Raw genomic sequence first — 19,669 nt, 5'->3', positions numbered from 1 at the left:
ATGCCTATAATTTATAAATTACGACTTAGTTGCCTTGTGAGAAGAAGAAAAGCAAGGTAGTTTTATCATAAACATATAAATTATATAGTTATGAAAAAATCAATAATCATAGTACTTTTATTGTGCTTTGTATGTGGAGTATCTAATGCACAATACAAATGGGATAAACAATTTACAAGCGACTTATTTCTCATTGACGAGTTTATTAAGAGAAATGCAAAAGGAATAGAGTTTAAAGATACCGCTAGCTACATAGGAACACCCTATAACAACCCTTCTTATTTAAATGGCAATGTGTATAAAGACGGAGATTTACTTGCCACTAACGTTGCTTTACGTTACAATTGTATAGCAGATGAAATGGAGATAAAAGAATCGCTCACTACTGATGATGATAAAGCTAAAGTACTTACAAAATCTCCTAATATTTATGTTAAGATTGTTAATGACATTTATGTTTTTGTTCCCTATCAAGGTGGAGTTGAAAATGGTGGTTATTTTAGAGTAGTTCATGAAGGACAACAAATGGATCTTTATGAAAAAATGGAGAAAAAATTTACTCCAGAAAAAAAAGCTGCCAATACTTTAGTAAGAGATACTCCTGCTAAATTTAAAGATGACAATGCATTTTATATTGTCACAAAACCAGGAAAGTTTTATCAACTTCCAAAATCAAAATCAAAAAAATTCAACGTATTTGGTGACAACAAATCAATGATAAAAAAATATGCGAAAAAGAACAATCTTGATATTGATATAGAAAAAGATTTAATCAAAGTTATGAGATACTATGAAGAAACAAATGGTTCTATTAGTTCGCGATAAAATCTTTTAAATAATACGGTTCAAAATAAGCGACATCTACGGTGTCGTTTTTTTTATGTTTTGTTTCGGCTAGTTGTGCCATTTCTTTAGCAGAGGGTAATGAATCCTGTCTATAAATAGCATTTGGGTGATTACATATTTCTTTAAATTTAGCAACGCCATCTCCAATGAAAGTTACATTTCCGAGGGAAAGATATGTTTCAAAAGAATTTTCATCTATGATTTGAGCTTCTGTTTCTCGAAGCAGCTCTTTATTAGAAGAAAATATTGCCGAATAAACCTCCATTCTTCTAGCGTCTAGCATTGTTACAATAGTACTATTATCATTTACTTGCATTGCTAAACTTTGCAATGTAGATACTGCTATTAAAGGCACATCTAAAGAATAACAAAGTCCTTTTGCAGCCGAAACCCCTATGCGCAAGCCTGTATAAGAACCTGGTCCTTTACTAACTGCAATTGCGTCAATTTCGTTTTTTGAAATAGATGCTTTATCCAATACATTTCCTATATAGGTATGTAGCTTTTCGGCATGAGAAAATTTTTTACCTTCTTTGTTTTGAGGATTGTCTTCCTGTAACGCAATAACGCTTCCGTTTACCGAAAGCGCTACTGAGCAATTTGTTGTTGCTGTTTCAATACATAGTATTGTTGCCATTATTCTTCTGTTTCTATTTTAGTTTCTTCTTCTTGTGGAACGTCAATCATGTCGTCACATTTGAGAAGTTTAGTTACTGTATTATAAGGACCTGTGATTACTTCGTCGTTAGCTGAGAGACCAGATAAGACCTCTATATTACTGTCATCTTGTATTCCTGTTGTTATTACTTTTAATTTTGCTTTATCACCACTTTTCACAAATACAACTTCATATTTTTCTTCATTTACACTTTTTATTTTTGAACCAGAACTCTTAGTTTTAGAACATGTAGTATCTGTCTTAATTACAACTGCACTAATAGGGATTCCAATAATTTTTTCTTTCTTTTCTGTAATTATATCCACAGTTGCTGTCATCCCTGGTCTAAATGGCGAATAGTTTTCTGGTTTACCTTCGGCTAAATCTGCATAGCTTTCTGGCAATATGCGCACTTTCACTTTAAAATTTGTTACTTGGTCTGCGGTTAATGCAGACTCTGCTGAGTTAGCAATTTCAGTAACAATACCTTTAAATTCTCTTTTAAGGTAAGCGTCCACTTCAACAATTGTTTCGTCACCTACATTTACTTTAACAATATCATTCTCATTAACATCAACTTCAACCTCCATATTTTTAAGGTCTGCGACACGTACTATCTCTGTTCCCGCCATCTGTGCAGTACCAACAACACGCTCTCCAAGTTCCACCGCGAGTCTTGAGATAGTTCCAGACATAGGAGCATAAATTGAGGTTCTTGACAGATTGTCTCTAGATTGCTTAACATTTGCTGCAGCACTTTGTACACTATAATAAGCACTTTTTACATTTGCTTGCGCTCCTTCATATTCTGCTACGGCACGATCCCAATCTGACTTAGAAATAACTCCTTTTTCAAACAATGATTTACTACGATCATAATTGCTACGTGAGTTTCTTTCTGAGGCTTCTGCTTGTGCTAACTGTGCTCTTACATTTTGTAATCCTGCTTGAGATTGACTTACAGCTGCTTGAATCAAATCTGGGTTAATCTTTACTAAAAGATCTCCTTTATTTATCTGCTGTCCTTCTTTGATAGGTAGCTCAATGATTTCGCCCGAAACCTCAGAAGATAAAGCAACCTCAATCTCAGGTTGTATTTTTCCAGTTGCAGCAACGGTTTCAATTATATCGATAGGAGTGATTTTAGCAATCTCAACTTCTTTACCTTTATTTGTCTTTCCAAATAATCCAGCTTTTTTTCCTCCTACGAGTACTACAAGAGCGACAACCACTATTCCAAGAATCCAATACAGCGTTTTTTTCTTCATATTAAAATTTTAATTCGGTTACAGGAATCCCAAAATAGAGTTCTAGCACCTTTATTTTAAAAATGTAATCATACTTACTTCTATTTAAAGCAATAACAGCATTGTCATAACGCAATTTAGATTGACTAAAATCAAATGCATTTGTAAGTCCCACATCATATCTTTCTTTTGCATATTCATATGCTAATTCTTGGCTTTCAATTGCTTTTTGAGCAGCTTCATAAGCTTTTAAAGAACCTTTAGCATCAACAAAAGCTTGATATACATTACTCTCTAAATCCAGCTCAGCCTGTTCTAATAAGAATTCTGTACGTTGTAGATTTATCTTATTTCGCTTTACATTACTCTTAACTTGAAAACCATTGAAAATTGGAATGTTTAATTGTAGTCCATAAGAGATACCATCATTTTGATAAATTTGATCAAAAAACGGGTCTGGACCAACAAGCCTATTAACTGTATTAGGAATCTCTCCAATTACTGCTTGTCCAGTATTCTCAACAACACCTATTTGTTCTACACTAACTGGGTTGTCTGCATCTAAAGATTGTACAAATGAGGTACCATCTGTATAACGTGTATCATATCCAAAAAACGCACTCAAGGTAGGCCAATAAGCAGCTTTAGCAATTTGTAAATCCTTTTCAGCGAGATCCATATTTGCTTGAGCAATTTTCACTTCATTTCTATTCTCTTTCGCTGCAGCAATTAATTCTTCGACAGATTTTTCTGAAATTTCAGTATCGATAATATCATATCCTTCGTCTACAACGTCAAAGTTTTTATAGTCGTCGATAAGTAATAGCTGTGCTAAACTAATTCTTGAAATAACAACAGCATTTTCTAACACTGCTATATTTTGTAATTCGCTCGCATTTGAAGCTTCGATTTCTAACAAATCGCCTCTTGGTAATTCACCAGCATCAACTAATTGATTTGTACGTTCAATTTGTTCTATGGTAACGAGATTTTGGGCAGTAGCAGATTCTAGGTTTGCTTTATTTGTTAGAACTTGTAAGTATCCATTTGCAACAAATAATGCAATATCATCTTTAATTTTATCTAAACGATAATCTGCAGCAAGTTTTGATAAATCTGCTCTTTGAACACGTCTATAGTTTGCAAGTCCATCAAATAATGTATATCCCACGTTTATTCTCCCCGTAGCAGAAAGAAAAGTAGTTGTCTGTGCATTATTTGTAACTGGATTAAAGCTCAATCCTGTGTTTTCTGTAAGGCCTGCACTCATGTTTAGTGTAGGGATAAAATTACCAATTGCTGTAAGTTTATCAATTTCAGAAAGTTCGACATCAAGCTCGCTTTGTTGGATCGAAATATTATTGTCAAGTGCATGCTGAATACATTCGGCAAGCGTCCATTGCTTTGCCTCTTGTGCTTGTATCGAAAATGTACATATCGAAATAAGCAGCACTAAAATTCTTGATTTTTTCATGATTGATTGTATTGCAATGTTTGTCTTAGTTATTTTTGAAATGTTACAGTTTTAAAATAAAAAACTATCCTTGCCCTCCAAAACTAGGCGGAGCCTTTAATTGATTCCACACTTTAATTTTATCTTCTTTAGAAATTCCGCTTTTTACCTCTACATTTAAGCCATCACTAACACCCAGTTCTACATCTCTTCTTTCAAATTCTTGTTCACCTATTGCTATTTCTACAAAAGGCTTTTTAGTTTTTGAGTCGTATTGAACTAAAGCTTCTTTGATTGCTAACACACTTTCTGCTTTTTCTAAAATAATTGATGCATTTGCACTTAATCCAGCTCTAATGAATGTGGTATCCTTTTTAGCTAATGTTCCTTTAATTTCAAATTGAATCGCTCCATTTTCGCTCACTCCCTTAGGAGCAATATAATCTAAAACTGCGTCAAACTTTTTATTTTCAATAGCACCTACTGTAATTTCTAGAGGCAAGTTTTCTGAAATTTTACCAACCTCACTTTCATCCACCTTTCCTTCAAAAATCATCTTATCAACATCTGCAATAGTTGCTATAGTTGTACCATCATTAAAATTATTAGATTCAATTACTTGATTTCCTGTTTTTACTGGAACGTCTAGTACCATTCCTGAAACAGTTGCTCTAATCTCAGTATTTGCCGAAGCTCCCATACCACGAGTAGTTCCAGTTTTTACAATCTCAAAAGTTTGTTGTGCTCCTTGAAGACCTACTTTTTCTTGATTGTAACGTTGTTGTGCTTGATCAAAACTTAATTGTGCTTGATCAAACTCATTTGCCGAAATCACCCCCTTTTCAAATAGGCCTTTTTGACGTTGATAGATGTTACGCTGGCTTTCTAATGCCAAGCGAGCAGTCTCAACACTTGTTTTTGCTCCATTAATACTATTTTTTGCACTGTTTAGTGAATTAACATTTGGCACGACTTTCACCTTGGCAATAAGGTCACCGCTTTTAATAATGTCACCAGCCTCCACATATATTTCTTCAATAATTCCAGAAATATTTGGTTTAATAAGCACCTCTTCCTTAGGGGTGATACTTCCTGTTGCTACTGTTTTTTTAACGATTGTCTCAGTCGTTGGAGACTCGGTAGTATAGACAATAGGGTCTTCTGAATTTTTTGACCAAAGCCAATACATTGCTCCTGTAAATAATACTACAATAGCTAGGAGTATGATGATTGTTCCTGTTTTTTTCATGGTACCGCCCGATTGTTCGGGTATATTTTAATTGGTTAGACGTACAATTTTATTTCTGAAAAAGCACTTTTCCTATGCTTCGGAAATTTCTATTTAATTAATTTTTCGTTTTTAATCTATTTACAAAACATGGACAAAGGGATAATTTGTGTCACGTTTTCGCGTAAGCTTAATTATCATTTATTCAGTTCTCAAAGCATCTACGGGTTTAATTTTGATTGCATTTTGCGCTGGTATTAACCCAGCCAATAATCCCGAAACTATTAATATAATTAGTGCAATAAATACTACTCCTATATTTACAGATGGATTTAAAAACATCATTTCGCTAGTATCCATTCCTTCCATAATTTTATTCACTAATGCAAGCAAACCAGAAGCTAAAACTATACCTGCCATCCCTGATATTATGGTTAGGAAAATAGATTCTAATAAAATTTGTGATCTTATCGCCCATGGGGTAGCTCCTAATGCTCGACGAACTCCTATCTCTCTTGTGCGCTCTTTTACGACGATAAGCATGATGTTACTAATACCAATTATCCCTGACAAAAGCACTAATATTCCAACAAAATAAGCAACTGCATTTAATGCTATAAAGAGGCCATTAATCTTACTAAACTCTTCGTATAAATCAAAATGACCTACTGCTCGGTCGTCTGTAGGATCTATACTATGCCTTGATTTAATCACATCAAAAACCTGTTCTTTTAAACTTGTGATTGACGAACCATCTTGAGCAGTTACTGCCATCCAGCCTACATTTTCTCCCATATTAAAGGCTTGAGAAAATGAAGTAAACGGAACAAAAATTTCTTTTTGAGCTTCCTCTGCATCTCCACCTCCATTTGCCTTTTTAGTATAGGTACCTATTACTAAAAAATTTACTCCGTTGATTTTTATGTAAGAACCTATTGCCTCCTCACCAGGCTCATAAAGTCCTGTTCGCACAGACTCTCCAATGATTGCAACCTTTCGTTTATTTTCAATATCTGAGTAGTTTAAAAACCTACCACTTACAATATTCATAGGTTGCTGTTGGATAATTTCAGGGTAATCACCGTAGACATTATAGGCTCCGGTTTTTAAACCACGAACAACGTTATTTGCTCCTCTAAACCCTCCTAATTGATTGCGTGGAGATACGTAACGTAAATTAGGCACTGTCTCCTTTATTGCATCGACATCACTAATTTTAAAATTATAGCGTCTGCCTTTGGGCAATCCTTTATAAGGCTTTGAGGCTGTTTGAGACCACATAAACATGGAGTTTGTTGCCATGCCAGCAAAACCTTGCTTTACTCCATTTTCAAGTCCGTTTCCTGCGGCTAGTAATATTACAAGAATAAATATACCCCAGAGAACACCAAATGCAGTTAATAATGTTCTAAACCAATTGCTGCTCAACGCCTCAATGATTTCTGCCCAACTATCTCTACTAAATAATTTACTCATCTCTTAAAGCTACAATGGGTTTAATATTTGCTGCACGTCTGGCTGGAATAAAACCTGCTAATGCACCTGCAATGATTAATATAATAACCGTTGTAATTGCAACACCAAAATCAACCGATGGGTTTAATAAATAATCGCTCTCTATCAATGGACCCACAAGTTCAAGAAGAATGAGGCTAAAAATTAGCCCTAAAAAACCTGCTATTGCAGTCACAAAAATTGACTCATGTAAAATCATTCCTATAATCGAAAGGGGTTGTGCACCAATTGCTTTTCTAATCCCAATTTCCTTAGTGCGCTCTTTTACTATAATGAGCATTATATTACTTACTCCAACAACTCCTGCTATAATAGTACAAATACCTACGCCCCAGAAAAAGCCTCTAATCATGGCTATTAAATCATAAAACCGCTTAGCGTTTTCTAAAGTATTATTAATATTGATAGCCCTTTCATCTGTAGGAGAAACAGTATGACGTTGCTTTAAATCTGATTCTAAGGATGCTGAAAATGCTTCAGAAGCTGCAAGGGCATCTTCAAATTTTTCTTGTTTTTCAAGGGTAAAAACCATAGATCTCAAATTATTACCAGCTGCATACACACGTTGAGCAGTAGTAAGTGGAATAAAAATTCTAGTTTCTTCCCTTTCTCCCCCTGGATCTGTGTAAACTCCTACAACTTTATATTTAATTTTAGAGATTTCAATATATTCACCAATAGCATTTTGTCCTTTGAATAAATCTAAATAAACTCTATTACCAAGGATGGCAACTTTTTCATTATTAGCAAGATCACTTTCATTGATATATCTCCCAGCAACAATAGTTTCATTTTCTAAAAACTGGTAATCTCCTTTCACGCCTTCTACTCTGTAGCTACCAGATTCTTTTCCATAAGTAGCTAATTGTCCCCAAACACTATACACCCCAGATTTATACTCTAATTGATCAATATTTTTTTGTTCTGCTCTAGTATAGTCCTCATTATCCATTTGAATACGCCTACCAGGATTAAGACCTTTATAACTCTCTGCCGTTACACCTGTCCAAACGCTAATACGTGTTGCTGCATCATCTTCAAATTGTTGTCCTATACCGTTTTCCATTCCTTGCCCAATTGCGAGTAATATCACTAATATAAAAATCCCTGATGCTACAGATAGCCCAGTTAAAAAGGTGCGCAATTTATTTTTGCTTATTGTATCAAATATTTCTTGCCAACGCTCAATATTAAACATTTGAAGTCTGTTTAGATTGAAGATGCTTGTTTTTAGCTACACTAGCTCTTACTTGCGTAACGTTAGAGTCGTCAATAATTAAACCATCTTTAAGGTTTACTATTCGCTTAGTCATGTGAGCTATATCATCCTCATGAGTCACTAATAAGATAGTCTTCCCCTCATCGTTAATATTTTGAATAAGCTCCATCACCTCATAAGAAGTTTGAGTATCTAATGCTCCTGTGGGCTCATCTGCAAGTAATACTTTAGGGTCACTGGCTAATGCTCTTGCAATTGCTACACGTTGTTTTTGTCCTCCTGAAAGCTCATTAGGTAAATGTGTTGCCCATTGTGCTAGACCTACTTTTTCAAGGTAATGCAAGGCTTTTTCCATGCGTTCTGCACGCTTTACTCCTTGATAATACAATGGCATTGCTACATTATCAAGCGCAGATTTATAATTAATAAGATTAAAGGATTGAAAAATAAAACCAAGAAATTGATTTCTATACTTTGCTGCAACTTTTTCATTAAGATTTTTAATAGGCTTGCCGTCTAAAGTGTAAGAGCCACTATCTGCCTCATCGAGCATTCCCAAGATATTTAAAAATGTAGATTTCCCTGAGCCTGACGAACCCATAATTGAAACCATTTCACCTTCCTTTACCGAAAAATCAATACCTTTAAGTACATGCAAGGAATTACTCCCCATATGATACGACTTGTTTAAATCCTTAATTTCAATCATTAGCTGTGTGTTGCAAATACAAAATAACAACTTATACTACAATAAGCTGAAAATTAAACGTTAAGACTTTGGGGGATGCTTGGTTGCTAGTCTATTTAAAATAAGACTCTTTAAAGATTTTTTTGTTACAGTCTTTATCTTAAAATTATGTTAAATGAAGAATGTTTTATTTTTTTAATCTAGCAGAATTAAAAATGGGAACTAAAAATTGCTTCATTTTTTTTCTCTTCGGAAATTTGATGTTGTTTAAAATTTCCGAAGAGAAAAAAAATGGTTTTTAAGACTCCTCAGAGGTTTTATTTTTTTGACGATTACGGTAAATCATGTAGCCTATTCCGCCGACTAACAAATAAGGGAAGATCATTAAATACATAATCCCATTGTTAATTCCTTTAGCCATTGTATTGCCTTCTTCACTTTCGAGAACAGCACGGCACATAGCACATTGTGCTTGTGAAGGAATAATTAATAAAAGCACTAATAGTATGGATAAAATGATGGTCTTTTTCATTATTTAAAAATATAATTAAGACTATGTTATACGTAATATGGTGAAATCATAAAGTATACAATAACTCCTGTTACCGCAACATACAACCATAACGGATAGGTAATTCTAGCAAGCTTTTTATGTCTAACAAAATCTCCTAAAATTGCTCTTACATAAGTAATCAACACAAATGGAATAACTGTTATTGACAATAAAATATGTGAAATCAATAAAAAGAAATACACATATCTAATCACTCCTTCTCCTCCATACGATGTTGAGTCTGAAGTCATGTGATACACAACATACATCAATAAAAACAATACAGAACAGCCTATTGCGGTTTTCATCAATAGCTCGTGTGTTTTTCTATTTCCTTTTTTAATTTGGATTACTGCGGCAATGAGCAATATTGCTGTTATTGCATTAATAGTAGCATATGTAGGCGGTAAAAAACCCATGCGCTCTACTCCAGGAATTCGTACAGTAAATAATACGGCAACTGCAATTGGAATTACGATTGATAAAATCCAAATCCAAACGGTATATTTTTTTGATGTTGTAATTTTTGACATACTAGTCTTGCGGCTTTTTAATTATTGTATTTTCACTTAACAACTTTTCAATATCAGCTACGAGCATTTGAATCCCGCTATCTTCAAGACCGTTATAATAGAATAATGGATTGCCAAAAGCATCTTTTCTTGAACGAACTATACCGTCTTTATCAACTAATGCAAAGAAACCTGAATGTGCAAATCCACCAGCTTCTTCTTCATCTTCGGCAGCGTGTAATTTAAAATTATTATTTGAAAGGTCTAAGATTTCGGTTTTGTTTCCGGTAAGAAAGTTCCAGTGTGGGTGTGATACTTCGTAACCATCTGCATATTCTTTTAAAACTGCCGGTGTATCATGGCTGGGGTCGATGGAAATAGACGCAATCCCAAAATCATCTATATCACTAAAAGCATCTTGTACTTTTAACATATTCTGACTCATAATAGGACAAATACTCGGGCAGGTCGTAAAGAAAAATTCTACTACGTAAACTTTCCCTTTATAATAATCATTAGTTATAGTTTTTCCATTTTGATTTGTAAAATTAAAGCGCTCAACAGTTTGCAACGTTAACAATGGCGCTACATCATCTTTAGTCAAGGCTGCTTGGTCACCTGCAAGAATTTCAATTTCTTCATTAGTTAACCCTTGAGTTTTAGTTATTGACTTTGCATTTGAATCTGCATCAACGTTATCATCATAATTTTGAGGAATATTACTCATTCTATCATTATCAACAACAGAACCATTTACAATACGATTGTGAATTTTAGGGATGAAAATAATCCCAAAAACTAATATTATTGCAGCCATTCCTATATATTTCATCTTCATTATATCTCTCGCTTATATTTATTATTTCTTTTTAGCGCCAATCTATATTCAGCAAATACTACCTTTACATCCTCTGTCATGCGGTTATTAATATCTGCAACATCTGCAGAGTTATAGCCATAAACCATCCCATCTTTTGCTTTTTCATCATCATTACGCCCTCTTAAATTCATTTCTTTGTCAATTATAAAAACATAAGGTGTTGCACTATTACTGTCTAAACTGTATCCAGAATTTAAGGATTTAAAAACCGTATCGATTTCTTCTTCGGCACCAAAAGCAAATTTCCAGTTTTTAGTATTTGTGATTGTCTCTAAATTTGCAGTTAAAATTTTTGCTTTATTACGCGCACTTTCGGGAAGCAAGATTAAAAACTGAAAGTCTTCAAATCCTTGATATTTAGAGTAAATTTTATGTGCAAGATTGTATGTGTATGCTTTTGACTCTAGCGCATCTGTGCCAAAGAATCCAAGTACCGTAATACGCTCATTTAATTGAACAGCATCTCCATTAATATCTTTAAAAGCTGAAACTTCGTTAACGTTTTTTACTAATACTGGTAATCGCCCAAAGTTATCTACTCCAGTTCCAAAAAAAACATAAATACTTATAGGTAATAAAAACAAGACTCCTAAAACTAGATATTTCTTGAATTTTGACGTGGTTTCCATGAGCTGAAATTTCAGAATACAAAAATACGCTCTATAACAGTTTTGAACAAGATAGTAGGGTTAAAAAACCAACTTATAATTTAAAAATAGAAATTGTATAAAATAAATAAATCCCGCTTTGCAGCAGGATTTATGTTGTTGTTACATTTCAGAATTAAAAATCAAACTTGATAAAGTTATCTTTATAAATTTCAAAGATATAATCTCCTTCAATTAAAAGAATTAATACAAGGTAGCAGATTAAAAAGATTGCTGTCCAAACTACGGAGCGGCGCAAACCTTTTGTTTCATCACGCATGTGCATGAAATCCCATGTAATGTAATATGCTTTAACTAGTGTAAGCACAATGAAAATAAGATTCAAAGGCTTCATGTAAATAAATGGTGATAAAAAAATGTTTGCTAACGTTGCAAAGAAACCTCCTTCAAAAGGAGACATAAATGGAGTCATTAAAATCTCTGGCTTATAAATACCTAAGACGACTTCAATGATTGTAACAATAGAAAGGAAAACAAATACTCCCCAGATTTTCTGTTCATTATTTTTGAACTTCAACTTTCCTCTAAAGATTGCTAAATTATGTTCGTGATGTGCCATGTGTTATACTATATATAATGTCTTAATTATAATTATTGTTGTTATACGAGGTAGAAAAAAGTGAATACGAATACCCAAACTAAATCGACAAAATGCCAATATAATCCAACTTTTTCAACCATTTCGTAACTCTTTCTTCTCTCATATGTTCCTATAACAACATTAAAGAAAATGATGATATTAATCATAACTCCAGAGAATACGTGGAAACCGTGAAATCCTGTAATAAAGAAAAAGAAATCTGCAAATAAGGGGTGTCCATATTCGTTATGCCTCAAGTTTGCACCTTCAACAACCAACTTACCGTCTTTTTCAATTTTTGCAATAGATTCAGCTCTAGATAAAACCGTTGGATGACCATTGTCATCAAGATATTGAGTTCTAATCAACAAATTATCATTTGCTAAAAATCCAGCTTTTACTTCTTCAAAATTATAAGTGGTTTCTGTTTCACCTCCCATAAACCATACTCCTTTACTAGCTTCATGAGCTGTTGCAGTGCTAGGCAAGTCTTTCGCAAAACTACTAAGCGCTACACGATTACCTTCATTGTCTAAAAATTGTAAAATCTTTCCACCTTTTGTTTCAACGGCACCATAATCACCTTTAATAAACGTAGCCCATTCCCATGCCTGTGAGCCTACGAATATCAGACCACCTATAATGGTAAGAAACATATACATAGCTACTTTGCTCTGCTTCATTTTATGTCCAGCATCAACGGCAAGTACCATTGTTACAGAAGAGAAAATAAGAACAAACGTCATAAACGCCACATAAATCATAGGCGCTGGAACTCCATGCAAAAACGGAACGTGAGTAAACACTTCATCAGCAATAGGCCAAGCATCTACAAACTTAAATCTTGAAAAGCCATAGGCGGCTAAGAATCCTGAGAATGTCAAGGCATCTGAAACAATGAAAAACCACATCATCATTTTACCATAACTAGCTCTTAGGGGTTGGTTTCCACCCCCCCAAACTGCTCCTTTATCATCTGTTTGTACCACAGTAGCTTCCATATAAAATAGTTGGTTTTAAATAGGGTTCAAAAATACAGCATTTTTTTTTCTCACGAAACCTCAAAAACCAATTTGTAAAAATCGTGTTAAAATAGGCTTCGGCACTGCTAACTAGACCCTTTAATTAATTATTTTAAATTATGTGAAATACAAGAATAAAAACAAGTAAATCCACAGTATATCAACAAAATGCCAAAAGGTAGCCGCTAATTCAACGCCTAATGTATTTCCTTTGACATACTTTAGTTTATAATGATTATAAATTACAACAAGAATACATATTAAGCCTACGGTAATATGCGCTAAATGCAATAAAACTACAAGATAAATAAACGATGTAGTGATACTACTCTCACTTCCAGTAAAATAGTAACCATTTTCTATAATTTGCGAAAAGCCTAAAAATTGCAAATAAACAAATACAATTCCTAGAACAAATGTTGCAATCAAAAACAACATTCCCTTACTATTATCTTCATTTTTAATAGCAGTTTTAGCAAGCATAAAAGTTAAGCTACTTAATATAATAATAGCTAAACTTATAAAAAAAGCTTGTGGAAGCTCAAAACCGCTCAACCAGTCTGGACGTTCTTTACTTATAATATAAGCACTTGTCAAACCTGCAAAACTCATTGAAAGACTAATAAGGCCAAAAAGCATCATGTTCTTTTTAGCGCGTCTCGTTTTCTCTATTTCATTACCCTGCGTATAATTCATTTTTTCCTTTATTCTGAAACGTAACTATCGTATAAACTTATCTGCCACATAAATTATTTGTAATAACGTGATATAACTTACACTTACTAACATCAATTGTTTTGCTGCTTTATCTGTTTTTTCTCTATACAATCTTACAGCATAATACACCATCCATATTCCAATCCCTCCAACTAAGACTGCGGAAACAGGAGTTATGTATAATTTTCCAGTAACACCAAAGGCAGGAATTAATGAAGCAAGTACAGTCCAGATTGTATATAAGATAACCTGTATTGCTGTCCCTTTATCCCTTCTACCATTAGGCAACATAAAAAAACCACCCTTTTTGTAATCTTCAAATAAAAACCATCCTATTGCCCAAAAGTGGGGAAATTGCCAGAAAAACTGAATCATAAAAAGCGTTCCTGGTTCAATACCAAAATCATTAGTAGCAGCTACCCAACCCAACATAAAAGGAATTGCTCCAGGAAAAGCGCCAATAAAAACAGATAAAGGCGTTTTTGTTTTTAACGGAGTATACAAAGTAACATACATAAATATAGAAATCGCACCAAACATAGCTGTTTGAGGATTGATAGAATACAGAACTATAAGCCCTATAATTGTTAGAATAATCCCAATAGCCAATGCAGTATTTACAGACATTCTACCAGCAGGAATAGGTCTGTCTTGTGTTCTTAGCATTAATGCATCAAGGTCACGTTCCATGATTTGATTAAATACATTTGACGCCCCAACCATGCAATAACCTCCAATACAAAGGAGCAACAATGTCATAAAATCTACACTTTCTGCTCCTAGTAAATACCCCGCCACCGAAGAAAAAACAACACTTACAGACAACCTTATCTTAGTAATCTCTGTAAAGTTTTTTACAACAGAAGTAGATTCTTTATGTGTTTGTGAAATTGCCAATTTAAAAGCTATTTTGCAAGGGGTTTGTTTCCGGGTGCAAAGATACGGCACAAGCTTAATTTTTCACAACTAAAAACCAACTATCTAGTATTTAATTGATGCATATTTTGTAATTTCAAAACCAAAATTGATCTTTTAAAAAAATTAATTCAAAAATTATTATAATGCGGACACTAATTATTATTTGCCTTCTATTTATTTGTACTACAACACATTCCATTTCTCAAGAAGATAGCGCTCAACAGAGTGGTATTATCCTAAAAAAAGTAAAGGATGATATATATATGTTAAAAGGCAAAGGTGGGAACGTAGCTTTTGTTGCTGGAAAAAAAAGCGTACTAATGATTGACGATAAATTTGCCGACCTCACTCCTGCAATTTTAGAAAAAGTAAAAAGCGTGAGCAAAAAGCCTATTCAATTTTTAATCAACACCCATCATCATGGTGACCATACTGGTGGAAATGAAAATTTAGCAAACGAAGGAGCTTTAATTATCGCGCAAGATAATGTGCGAGGACGAATTTCTGAAGTCATGAAAACTTCAAAGACAAAAATGAGAGAAGAGGCGCTCCCTGTCATCACTTTCTCCAAAGACATTAACATTCACCATAACAATGAAACTGTAATGATTTTTCACGTTCACAACGCGCATACAGATGGTGATGCAGTTGTGTTCTTCTCACAAAGTAACGTGATTCATACAGGAGACGTACTTTTTAATGGCAAATACCCATACATAGATTTAAAAAGTGGTGGTAGTGTTTTAGGCTATATCGAAGGACTTGAATCCATCACAAAAATTGCTGATGAAAACACTAAAATCATTCCAGGCCACGGAGAGTTAGCAACAAAGACAGATGTTGTAAAAACAATTAACATGTTAACTTATTTATGGAAACAAATTATGTTTCATCACGGAAGCGGAAAAACGGAGGCCGAAATATTAGCCATGAAAGACCTCACTAAAAAATATGATGATCTAAATTACGGAGACGGGTTTATAACAACCGAAAAAATAATAAAAACTATTTATGAGGATGTTGAGAAAACAAGAACAAAAAAATGAATCATCAAAAATCATTATACCAGTTAAACAAATCTGTCCTCACGCCAAAGTTCACCCAAGTGGTATTCTCATCGAAGAAATTTGTTTCTTGTACCTCGGTATCAAAATCTCTTAAAATCATACTTCCATAAATTTTAAGATTTGTGGAAGGATTGATAAGGTAACCTGCTTGCAATTCTGCATGGAAAAACTGCGTTGTGTTTCCTTGTCCTAATTCATTATTTAAATCTCCTCTTCGCACATCTTCTGTGCCGTAAATATCCCCACCAAAAAAAGCAGGATTGGTATCTTTATCAAATTCCAATCCTCTCTTAGCGGTAATTAACTTAATGTCTCCAAAAATTCTACCACGATTGTATCGGGCAATAGCTATAAATTCTGAAAAATTCGCTCCCAGAGTGTGCGCCATAGATTGATTATTGTGACCGTAATTTAATGTAATACTATTGTGCGAATAAGTAAATGGACGCACTCTGTTATACTCGGCTTGTAACATTAAATCTTTTACTCCAAAGGCATCAAAATACTTTAAACCTAATTGATAGCCCGTCTTGTTCTTATAGCTACCGTTTCCGCCGAATATGTCAGAGGAAGAAAATTCATCGATAATGAGTTGTCCGTAAGCGTTGATTTTGTCTGTAAATTTATATTTTGTACTCAATCCTATGACAGCATTTCCACCTCGTGAGCCGGTTGAAAATTCGATAGCACGGTAAAAAATTACTGGGTTTATATAATTAAAATCAAATCCTCTGTCATTGTCATTTTCCCAAATAACGGTTTCAAAAAGCCCTATATTCCATCGCTTTGTAACATTATAGCTCAAATAATGATTTGCCATATATTTAGTTCTAAACGAACCACTATCTGTCACTTCTGGGCGCACATCTCGCAATGACATCCAAGTATTAGTGTATTTAATTTTCCAAAATGTAGTGTTCAGTTTTATAAATGGATAGGGACTCGCATTATCACTTAATAACAATGAACGGTATCCATCACCTATAAAGTTTTTTCCATGACCTAATTGCACATTAAACCATTTGCTTGGCGAATAAGAAACATGACCAGTAGCTATAGGGTAGTCATAAGAATCTGACCTAAACGCCTTAGCAATGCCTCGTCCAGGAATTATAGCTGGATTCCCACCATCTGGCCTTATAGATTCTGCATAACGATTATAATAACCTGCGAATCTTCCTTGACTTTCATAAACTACGGCAAAAAAACTAATATGCTTACCTAGCCCACCTTGTGCATATACTAGCCTAGTATTATTATATGTATTTATGTCGTCGTCAATATCTTTACCTGCTTGTAAATCAACACCAGGATCCAAGGTTAACCAATAATCTTCTCCTTGTAAACGAACCATATTTTCATTCCATAATTTACGTCCAAACCAAGAAGTATTGTCAAACAACAAGGCTTCTTTTTTTTCTTTAAAATTATAATATTTATTAACCTCATTATATATATATGGTTTTTGCGCAGTGTGATTGTTTGTCCCCACTCTATTCATAGCTGCATCAAATCGACCATATTCATGATGCGATAACGGAATATTAATATTACTCTCGTATAATGGATCATTATATGGGAACTTTTTAATGTCATCATATTCGGTTAAAACGGTTTCGACCTCTTTAGGCTTAATTGGATTTTCAATATTCTGACTTATTTGATTCTGGCTCATTTCCGAAGAAACAAAAACACGCTCTGTAGGCTTTTTTAGTGGTATCGATAAAGGCATTGTGAATTGAACATACGTTGCCTCACCATTAAATGTTGCAGGAGCAATTTTTTGAAATGTGCTAAAAACCCTATTTGTTTCATCAATAAGCTCTTGATAAATAGCATCAACATAGAGTACTTTAAAAATTCCTTCTTTGTCAACTTCAAAAAATATATTTACAGCTCCATTATAATTTTCTTTTGAAACTACTGCCGGAACGTTAAATTCATTAAAAATATGATTTTGCACCTCATTAAAAAAACAAGTTTCTAAAGCAGCCACATGCTGATCAACACATGCTGGAAATACAGGATATTTTTCATAGAGATTAGCTGGAGTTTGTCCAAAATTAACGAGAGCAATAAGACTAAAAAGTAAAGAAAGAGCTGGCTTCATTAAGTAGTGTTTAGGACCGGAAAGATACAGTTTTTAACGTGTTACTACAATGCAAAAAATAAGACCGTAATCATTTTAGAACGATTACGGTCTTTTAAAAAAAACAATAAATATTACTGAACTTTAAAATTAATAGGAACCATATATGAAACATTCACATTAGTTTTTCCCATTTTACCAGGTGTCATTTGTGGTAATTTACTTAATACCCTAACGCCTTCTTCTTGCATATCTTTTTGTGGCGCTCTTGCCACAACATCTATCACATTACCCTGAGTATCAATTTTAAATTGCACCCAAATTTTATGAGTTTCATCCTTTTTTAAATTTTTAAAATCATCCGAGTTAAATCTTCTACTTATGAAAGCACTAATTTTTGATGACATACATTCTTTTCGCTCATCATTACTATTTAAAGATTCACAACCAGGAAATATAGGTGCAAACTCTACGCTATTTACATTTTTTGTTATTGAAGTATCTATAGGTTTAACTTTGGGATCAGTTACAATTTTCGGTTGAGTGTTTGTTGGGGTAGGAGCTATAGTAGCCATAGGTTTAGTTTCAATAATATTTTCATCTGGTTTTACTACTAATGTAGTTGTTATTACTGGCCTAGTAATAACAGGTTTATGTTTTTCAACTTTAGCAATAGGCTTGGTAACTTCTGCTTTTTCTACAACATAAGTCATAGTGGGTGGATCAAGTTCTAAATTATCTGGTCTTGGTCCAGGTAAATTGCCATTATACCCAATGGTAGTTTCCATTAAAAAAATAACGGCAAGTAGACTTACAATTAAGCCAATTTGAAAAAAAATACCGCTTGGAAGTTTGCGGTTAATTTGTTTTTTTTCTTCCCTTTTACTAAGCATTTTTGGTTGATTGCTTTCTACATTGTTAGATGATGATTTCATAATGTATGTATTTAAGGGTTTATAATAATTAAAAAATATCAAGGTTTATGCCACAAAAAAATCCCGCTACTTACGTAGCGGGATTTTATATTATAAGAGATAAATTAGTTTTCTATCTTAAACTTAATAGGTAGTGCATAAAGCACCCCAACTGCCTGACCACGTTGTTTACCTGGCACCATCTTAGGCAATGCGTTGATAGTTTCTACAGCTTCTCTCTGCAATCTAGGATGTGGAGCTCTTGCTCTTACATCTGTAATTGCACCTGTCTTTGAAATCTTAAATTGCACATATATTTGCTGTACACCTTCAAGACCTAAATCACTTGCAAGTTCTGTATCAAATTTTTTCTGAACAAATTTTGTAATTTTTTCAGACATACATTTTTTCTTAGCGTCATTATTTCCTGCGCTTTCACATCCTGGGTAAATTGGCACATTTTCAATAACAGCAAAAGGTACGTCTTCAATAACCTCTTCAACTGCCTCTTCAATTTCCTCAATTTCAACAATTTCGGCTTCTTGATTTGTTTCGGTTGACTCAATTATAGTTTCTTCAATTTCCTTTTCATCCTCAACTACCTCAAGCACTTCTGGTGCTGGTGGTGGTGGTGGTGGTGGTGGTGGTGGTGGTGGCTGATTGATTTGAGTAAGCGGGATGTCCTCATCTAGGTCATCACCTACGTTAAGCATATCTCTAGAAAGGTCTCTGTCATACGACTTCCACTCTACAGCTTGCCACGATAAAAATAACATTAAAGCCAGTCCTGCAAGGAAGTAAACTCCACTCCATTGCTTAAGGTCGGCTTTAGGATTTTTTTTAGGTTCCATAATTGTGTCTTTATATTACTGCTAAAATATAGAATTTCTGCTGT

General features: G+C 33.9%; 20 protein-coding genes. 2 read left to right on the top strand and 18 right to left on the bottom strand.

Translation table 11 applies throughout. From position 1 onward, the window contains the following. Positions 1 to 90 precede the first annotated feature (90 nt). A complete protein-coding gene (locus GB234_RS04000) occupies positions 91 to 825 on the top strand; it encodes a hypothetical protein (protein WP_151893224.1) in 735 nt (244 codons plus the stop codon). Here GB234_RS04000 and tsaB read toward each other — a convergent pair. The 15 genes from tsaB to cyoE all read right to left on the bottom strand — a co-directional run bounded on the left by tsaB (position 812) and on the right by cyoE (position 14,683). Beyond that, positions 812 to 1,483, bottom strand: coding sequence for a tRNA (adenosine(37)-N6)-threonylcarbamoyltransferase complex dimerization subunit type 1 TsaB (gene tsaB / locus GB234_RS03995; protein ID WP_151893223.1), 672 nt, complete (start codon positions 1,481 to 1,483; stop codon positions 812 to 814). The two genes, GB234_RS04000 and tsaB, sit on opposite strands and share 14 nt — an antisense overlap. Then, positions 1,483 to 2,772, bottom strand: coding sequence for an efflux RND transporter periplasmic adaptor subunit (locus GB234_RS03990; protein WP_151893222.1), 1,290 nt, complete (start codon positions 2,770 to 2,772; stop codon positions 1,483 to 1,485). The genes tsaB and GB234_RS03990 overlap by 1 nt, the downstream gene beginning before the upstream one ends. Before the next feature lies 1 nt (position 2,773). Further along, positions 2,774 to 4,225 (bottom strand): TolC family protein, encoded by a 1,452-nt coding sequence (locus GB234_RS03985; RefSeq protein ID WP_151893221.1) that lies wholly within the window; start codon positions 4,223 to 4,225, stop codon positions 2,774 to 2,776. A gap of 64 nt (positions 4,226 to 4,289) precedes the next feature. Continuing rightward, positions 4,290 to 5,453 carry an efflux RND transporter periplasmic adaptor subunit gene (locus tag GB234_RS03980; RefSeq protein WP_151893220.1) on the bottom strand — a complete coding sequence of 388 codons (1,164 nt, stop codon included), beginning with the start codon at positions 5,451 to 5,453 and terminating at the stop codon, positions 4,290 to 4,292. Between the two features lie 180 nt (positions 5,454 to 5,633). Continuing rightward, positions 5,634 to 6,908 (bottom strand): ABC transporter permease, encoded by a 1,275-nt coding sequence (locus GB234_RS03975; RefSeq protein ID WP_151893219.1) that lies wholly within the window; start codon positions 6,906 to 6,908, stop codon positions 5,634 to 5,636. After that, on the bottom strand, positions 6,901 to 8,145 hold the full coding sequence (locus tag GB234_RS03970) for an ABC transporter permease (RefSeq protein WP_151893218.1): 1,245 nt from the start codon (positions 8,143 to 8,145) through the stop codon (positions 6,901 to 6,903). Before GB234_RS03970 ends, GB234_RS03975 begins: the two co-directional genes overlap by 8 nt. After that, a complete protein-coding gene (locus GB234_RS03965; RefSeq protein ID WP_151893217.1) occupies positions 8,138 to 8,875 on the bottom strand; it encodes an ABC transporter ATP-binding protein in 738 nt (245 codons plus the stop codon). Before GB234_RS03965 ends, GB234_RS03970 begins: the two co-directional genes overlap by 8 nt. A 277-nt stretch (positions 8,876 to 9,152) precedes the next feature. Continuing rightward, positions 9,153 to 9,386: a CAMCR motif-containing small membrane protein gene (locus tag GB234_RS03960; RefSeq protein ID WP_172966835.1), complete on the bottom strand. Its 234-nt coding sequence runs from the start codon at positions 9,384 to 9,386 to the stop codon at positions 9,153 to 9,155. Between the two features lie 26 nt (positions 9,387 to 9,412). Further along, the gene (locus GB234_RS03955) at positions 9,413 to 9,940 is read right to left on the bottom strand and encodes a DUF420 domain-containing protein (RefSeq protein ID WP_151893215.1); all 528 of its coding nucleotides are present in this window, start codon (positions 9,938 to 9,940) and stop codon (positions 9,413 to 9,415) included. Between the two features lies 1 nt (position 9,941). Beyond that, positions 9,942 to 10,751, bottom strand: coding sequence for an SCO family protein (locus tag GB234_RS03950; protein ID WP_308645053.1), 810 nt, complete (start codon positions 10,749 to 10,751; stop codon positions 9,942 to 9,944). A gap of 5 nt (positions 10,752 to 10,756) precedes the next feature. Next, the gene (locus GB234_RS03945) at positions 10,757 to 11,428 is read right to left on the bottom strand and encodes a hypothetical protein (RefSeq protein ID WP_151893213.1); all 672 of its coding nucleotides are present in this window, start codon (positions 11,426 to 11,428) and stop codon (positions 10,757 to 10,759) included. A 154-nt stretch (positions 11,429 to 11,582) separates the two neighbouring features. Continuing rightward, the gene (locus tag GB234_RS03940; protein ID WP_151893212.1) at positions 11,583 to 12,026 is read right to left on the bottom strand and encodes a cytochrome C oxidase subunit IV family protein; all 444 of its coding nucleotides are present in this window, start codon (positions 12,024 to 12,026) and stop codon (positions 11,583 to 11,585) included. 41 nt (positions 12,027 to 12,067) lie between these two features. Beyond that, the gene (locus GB234_RS03935) at positions 12,068 to 13,048 is read right to left on the bottom strand and encodes a cytochrome c oxidase subunit 3 (RefSeq protein ID WP_151893211.1); all 981 of its coding nucleotides are present in this window, start codon (positions 13,046 to 13,048) and stop codon (positions 12,068 to 12,070) included. A 138-nt stretch (positions 13,049 to 13,186) separates the two neighbouring features. Continuing rightward, positions 13,187 to 13,765: a cytochrome c oxidase subunit 3 gene (locus GB234_RS03930; protein ID WP_151893210.1), complete on the bottom strand. Its 579-nt coding sequence runs from the start codon at positions 13,763 to 13,765 to the stop codon at positions 13,187 to 13,189. Between the two features lie 24 nt (positions 13,766 to 13,789). Beyond that, positions 13,790 to 14,683: a heme o synthase gene (gene cyoE, locus GB234_RS03925; RefSeq protein WP_151893209.1), complete on the bottom strand. Its 894-nt coding sequence runs from the start codon at positions 14,681 to 14,683 to the stop codon at positions 13,790 to 13,792. Between the two features lie 164 nt (positions 14,684 to 14,847). Here cyoE and GB234_RS03920 point away from each other — a divergent pair, with 164 nt between their 5' ends. After that, complete coding sequence (locus GB234_RS03920; RefSeq protein ID WP_151893208.1) at positions 14,848 to 15,750, top strand: MBL fold metallo-hydrolase; 903 nt, start codon at positions 14,848 to 14,850, stop codon at positions 15,748 to 15,750. 4 nt (positions 15,751 to 15,754) lie between these two features. Here the strand turns inward: GB234_RS03920 and remB are convergent, their stop codons facing one another. The 3 genes from remB to GB234_RS03905 form a co-directional block, all read right to left on the bottom strand. After that, a complete protein-coding gene (gene remB, locus GB234_RS03915; RefSeq protein ID WP_151893207.1) occupies positions 15,755 to 17,881 on the bottom strand; it encodes a gliding motility outer membrane protein RemB in 2,127 nt (708 codons plus the stop codon). Between the two features lie 113 nt (positions 17,882 to 17,994). Continuing rightward, entirely contained in the window at positions 17,995 to 18,795 is an 801-nt protein-coding gene (locus GB234_RS03910) for an energy transducer TonB (RefSeq protein WP_151893206.1), read from the bottom strand. A 104-nt stretch (positions 18,796 to 18,899) separates the two neighbouring features. After that, on the bottom strand, positions 18,900 to 19,625 hold the full coding sequence (locus GB234_RS03905) for an energy transducer TonB (RefSeq protein ID WP_151893205.1): 726 nt from the start codon (positions 19,623 to 19,625) through the stop codon (positions 18,900 to 18,902). Positions 19,626 to 19,669: the final 44 nt, after the last annotated feature.

Source organism: Patiriisocius marinistellae (assembly GCF_009014635.1).
GTDB classification, from domain to species: Bacteria; Bacteroidota; Bacteroidia; order Flavobacteriales; family Flavobacteriaceae; genus Patiriisocius; species Patiriisocius marinistellae.
The sequence above is the reverse complement of the archived record's forward strand: the minus strand, read 5'-3'. Positions and strand labels throughout refer to the sequence as shown.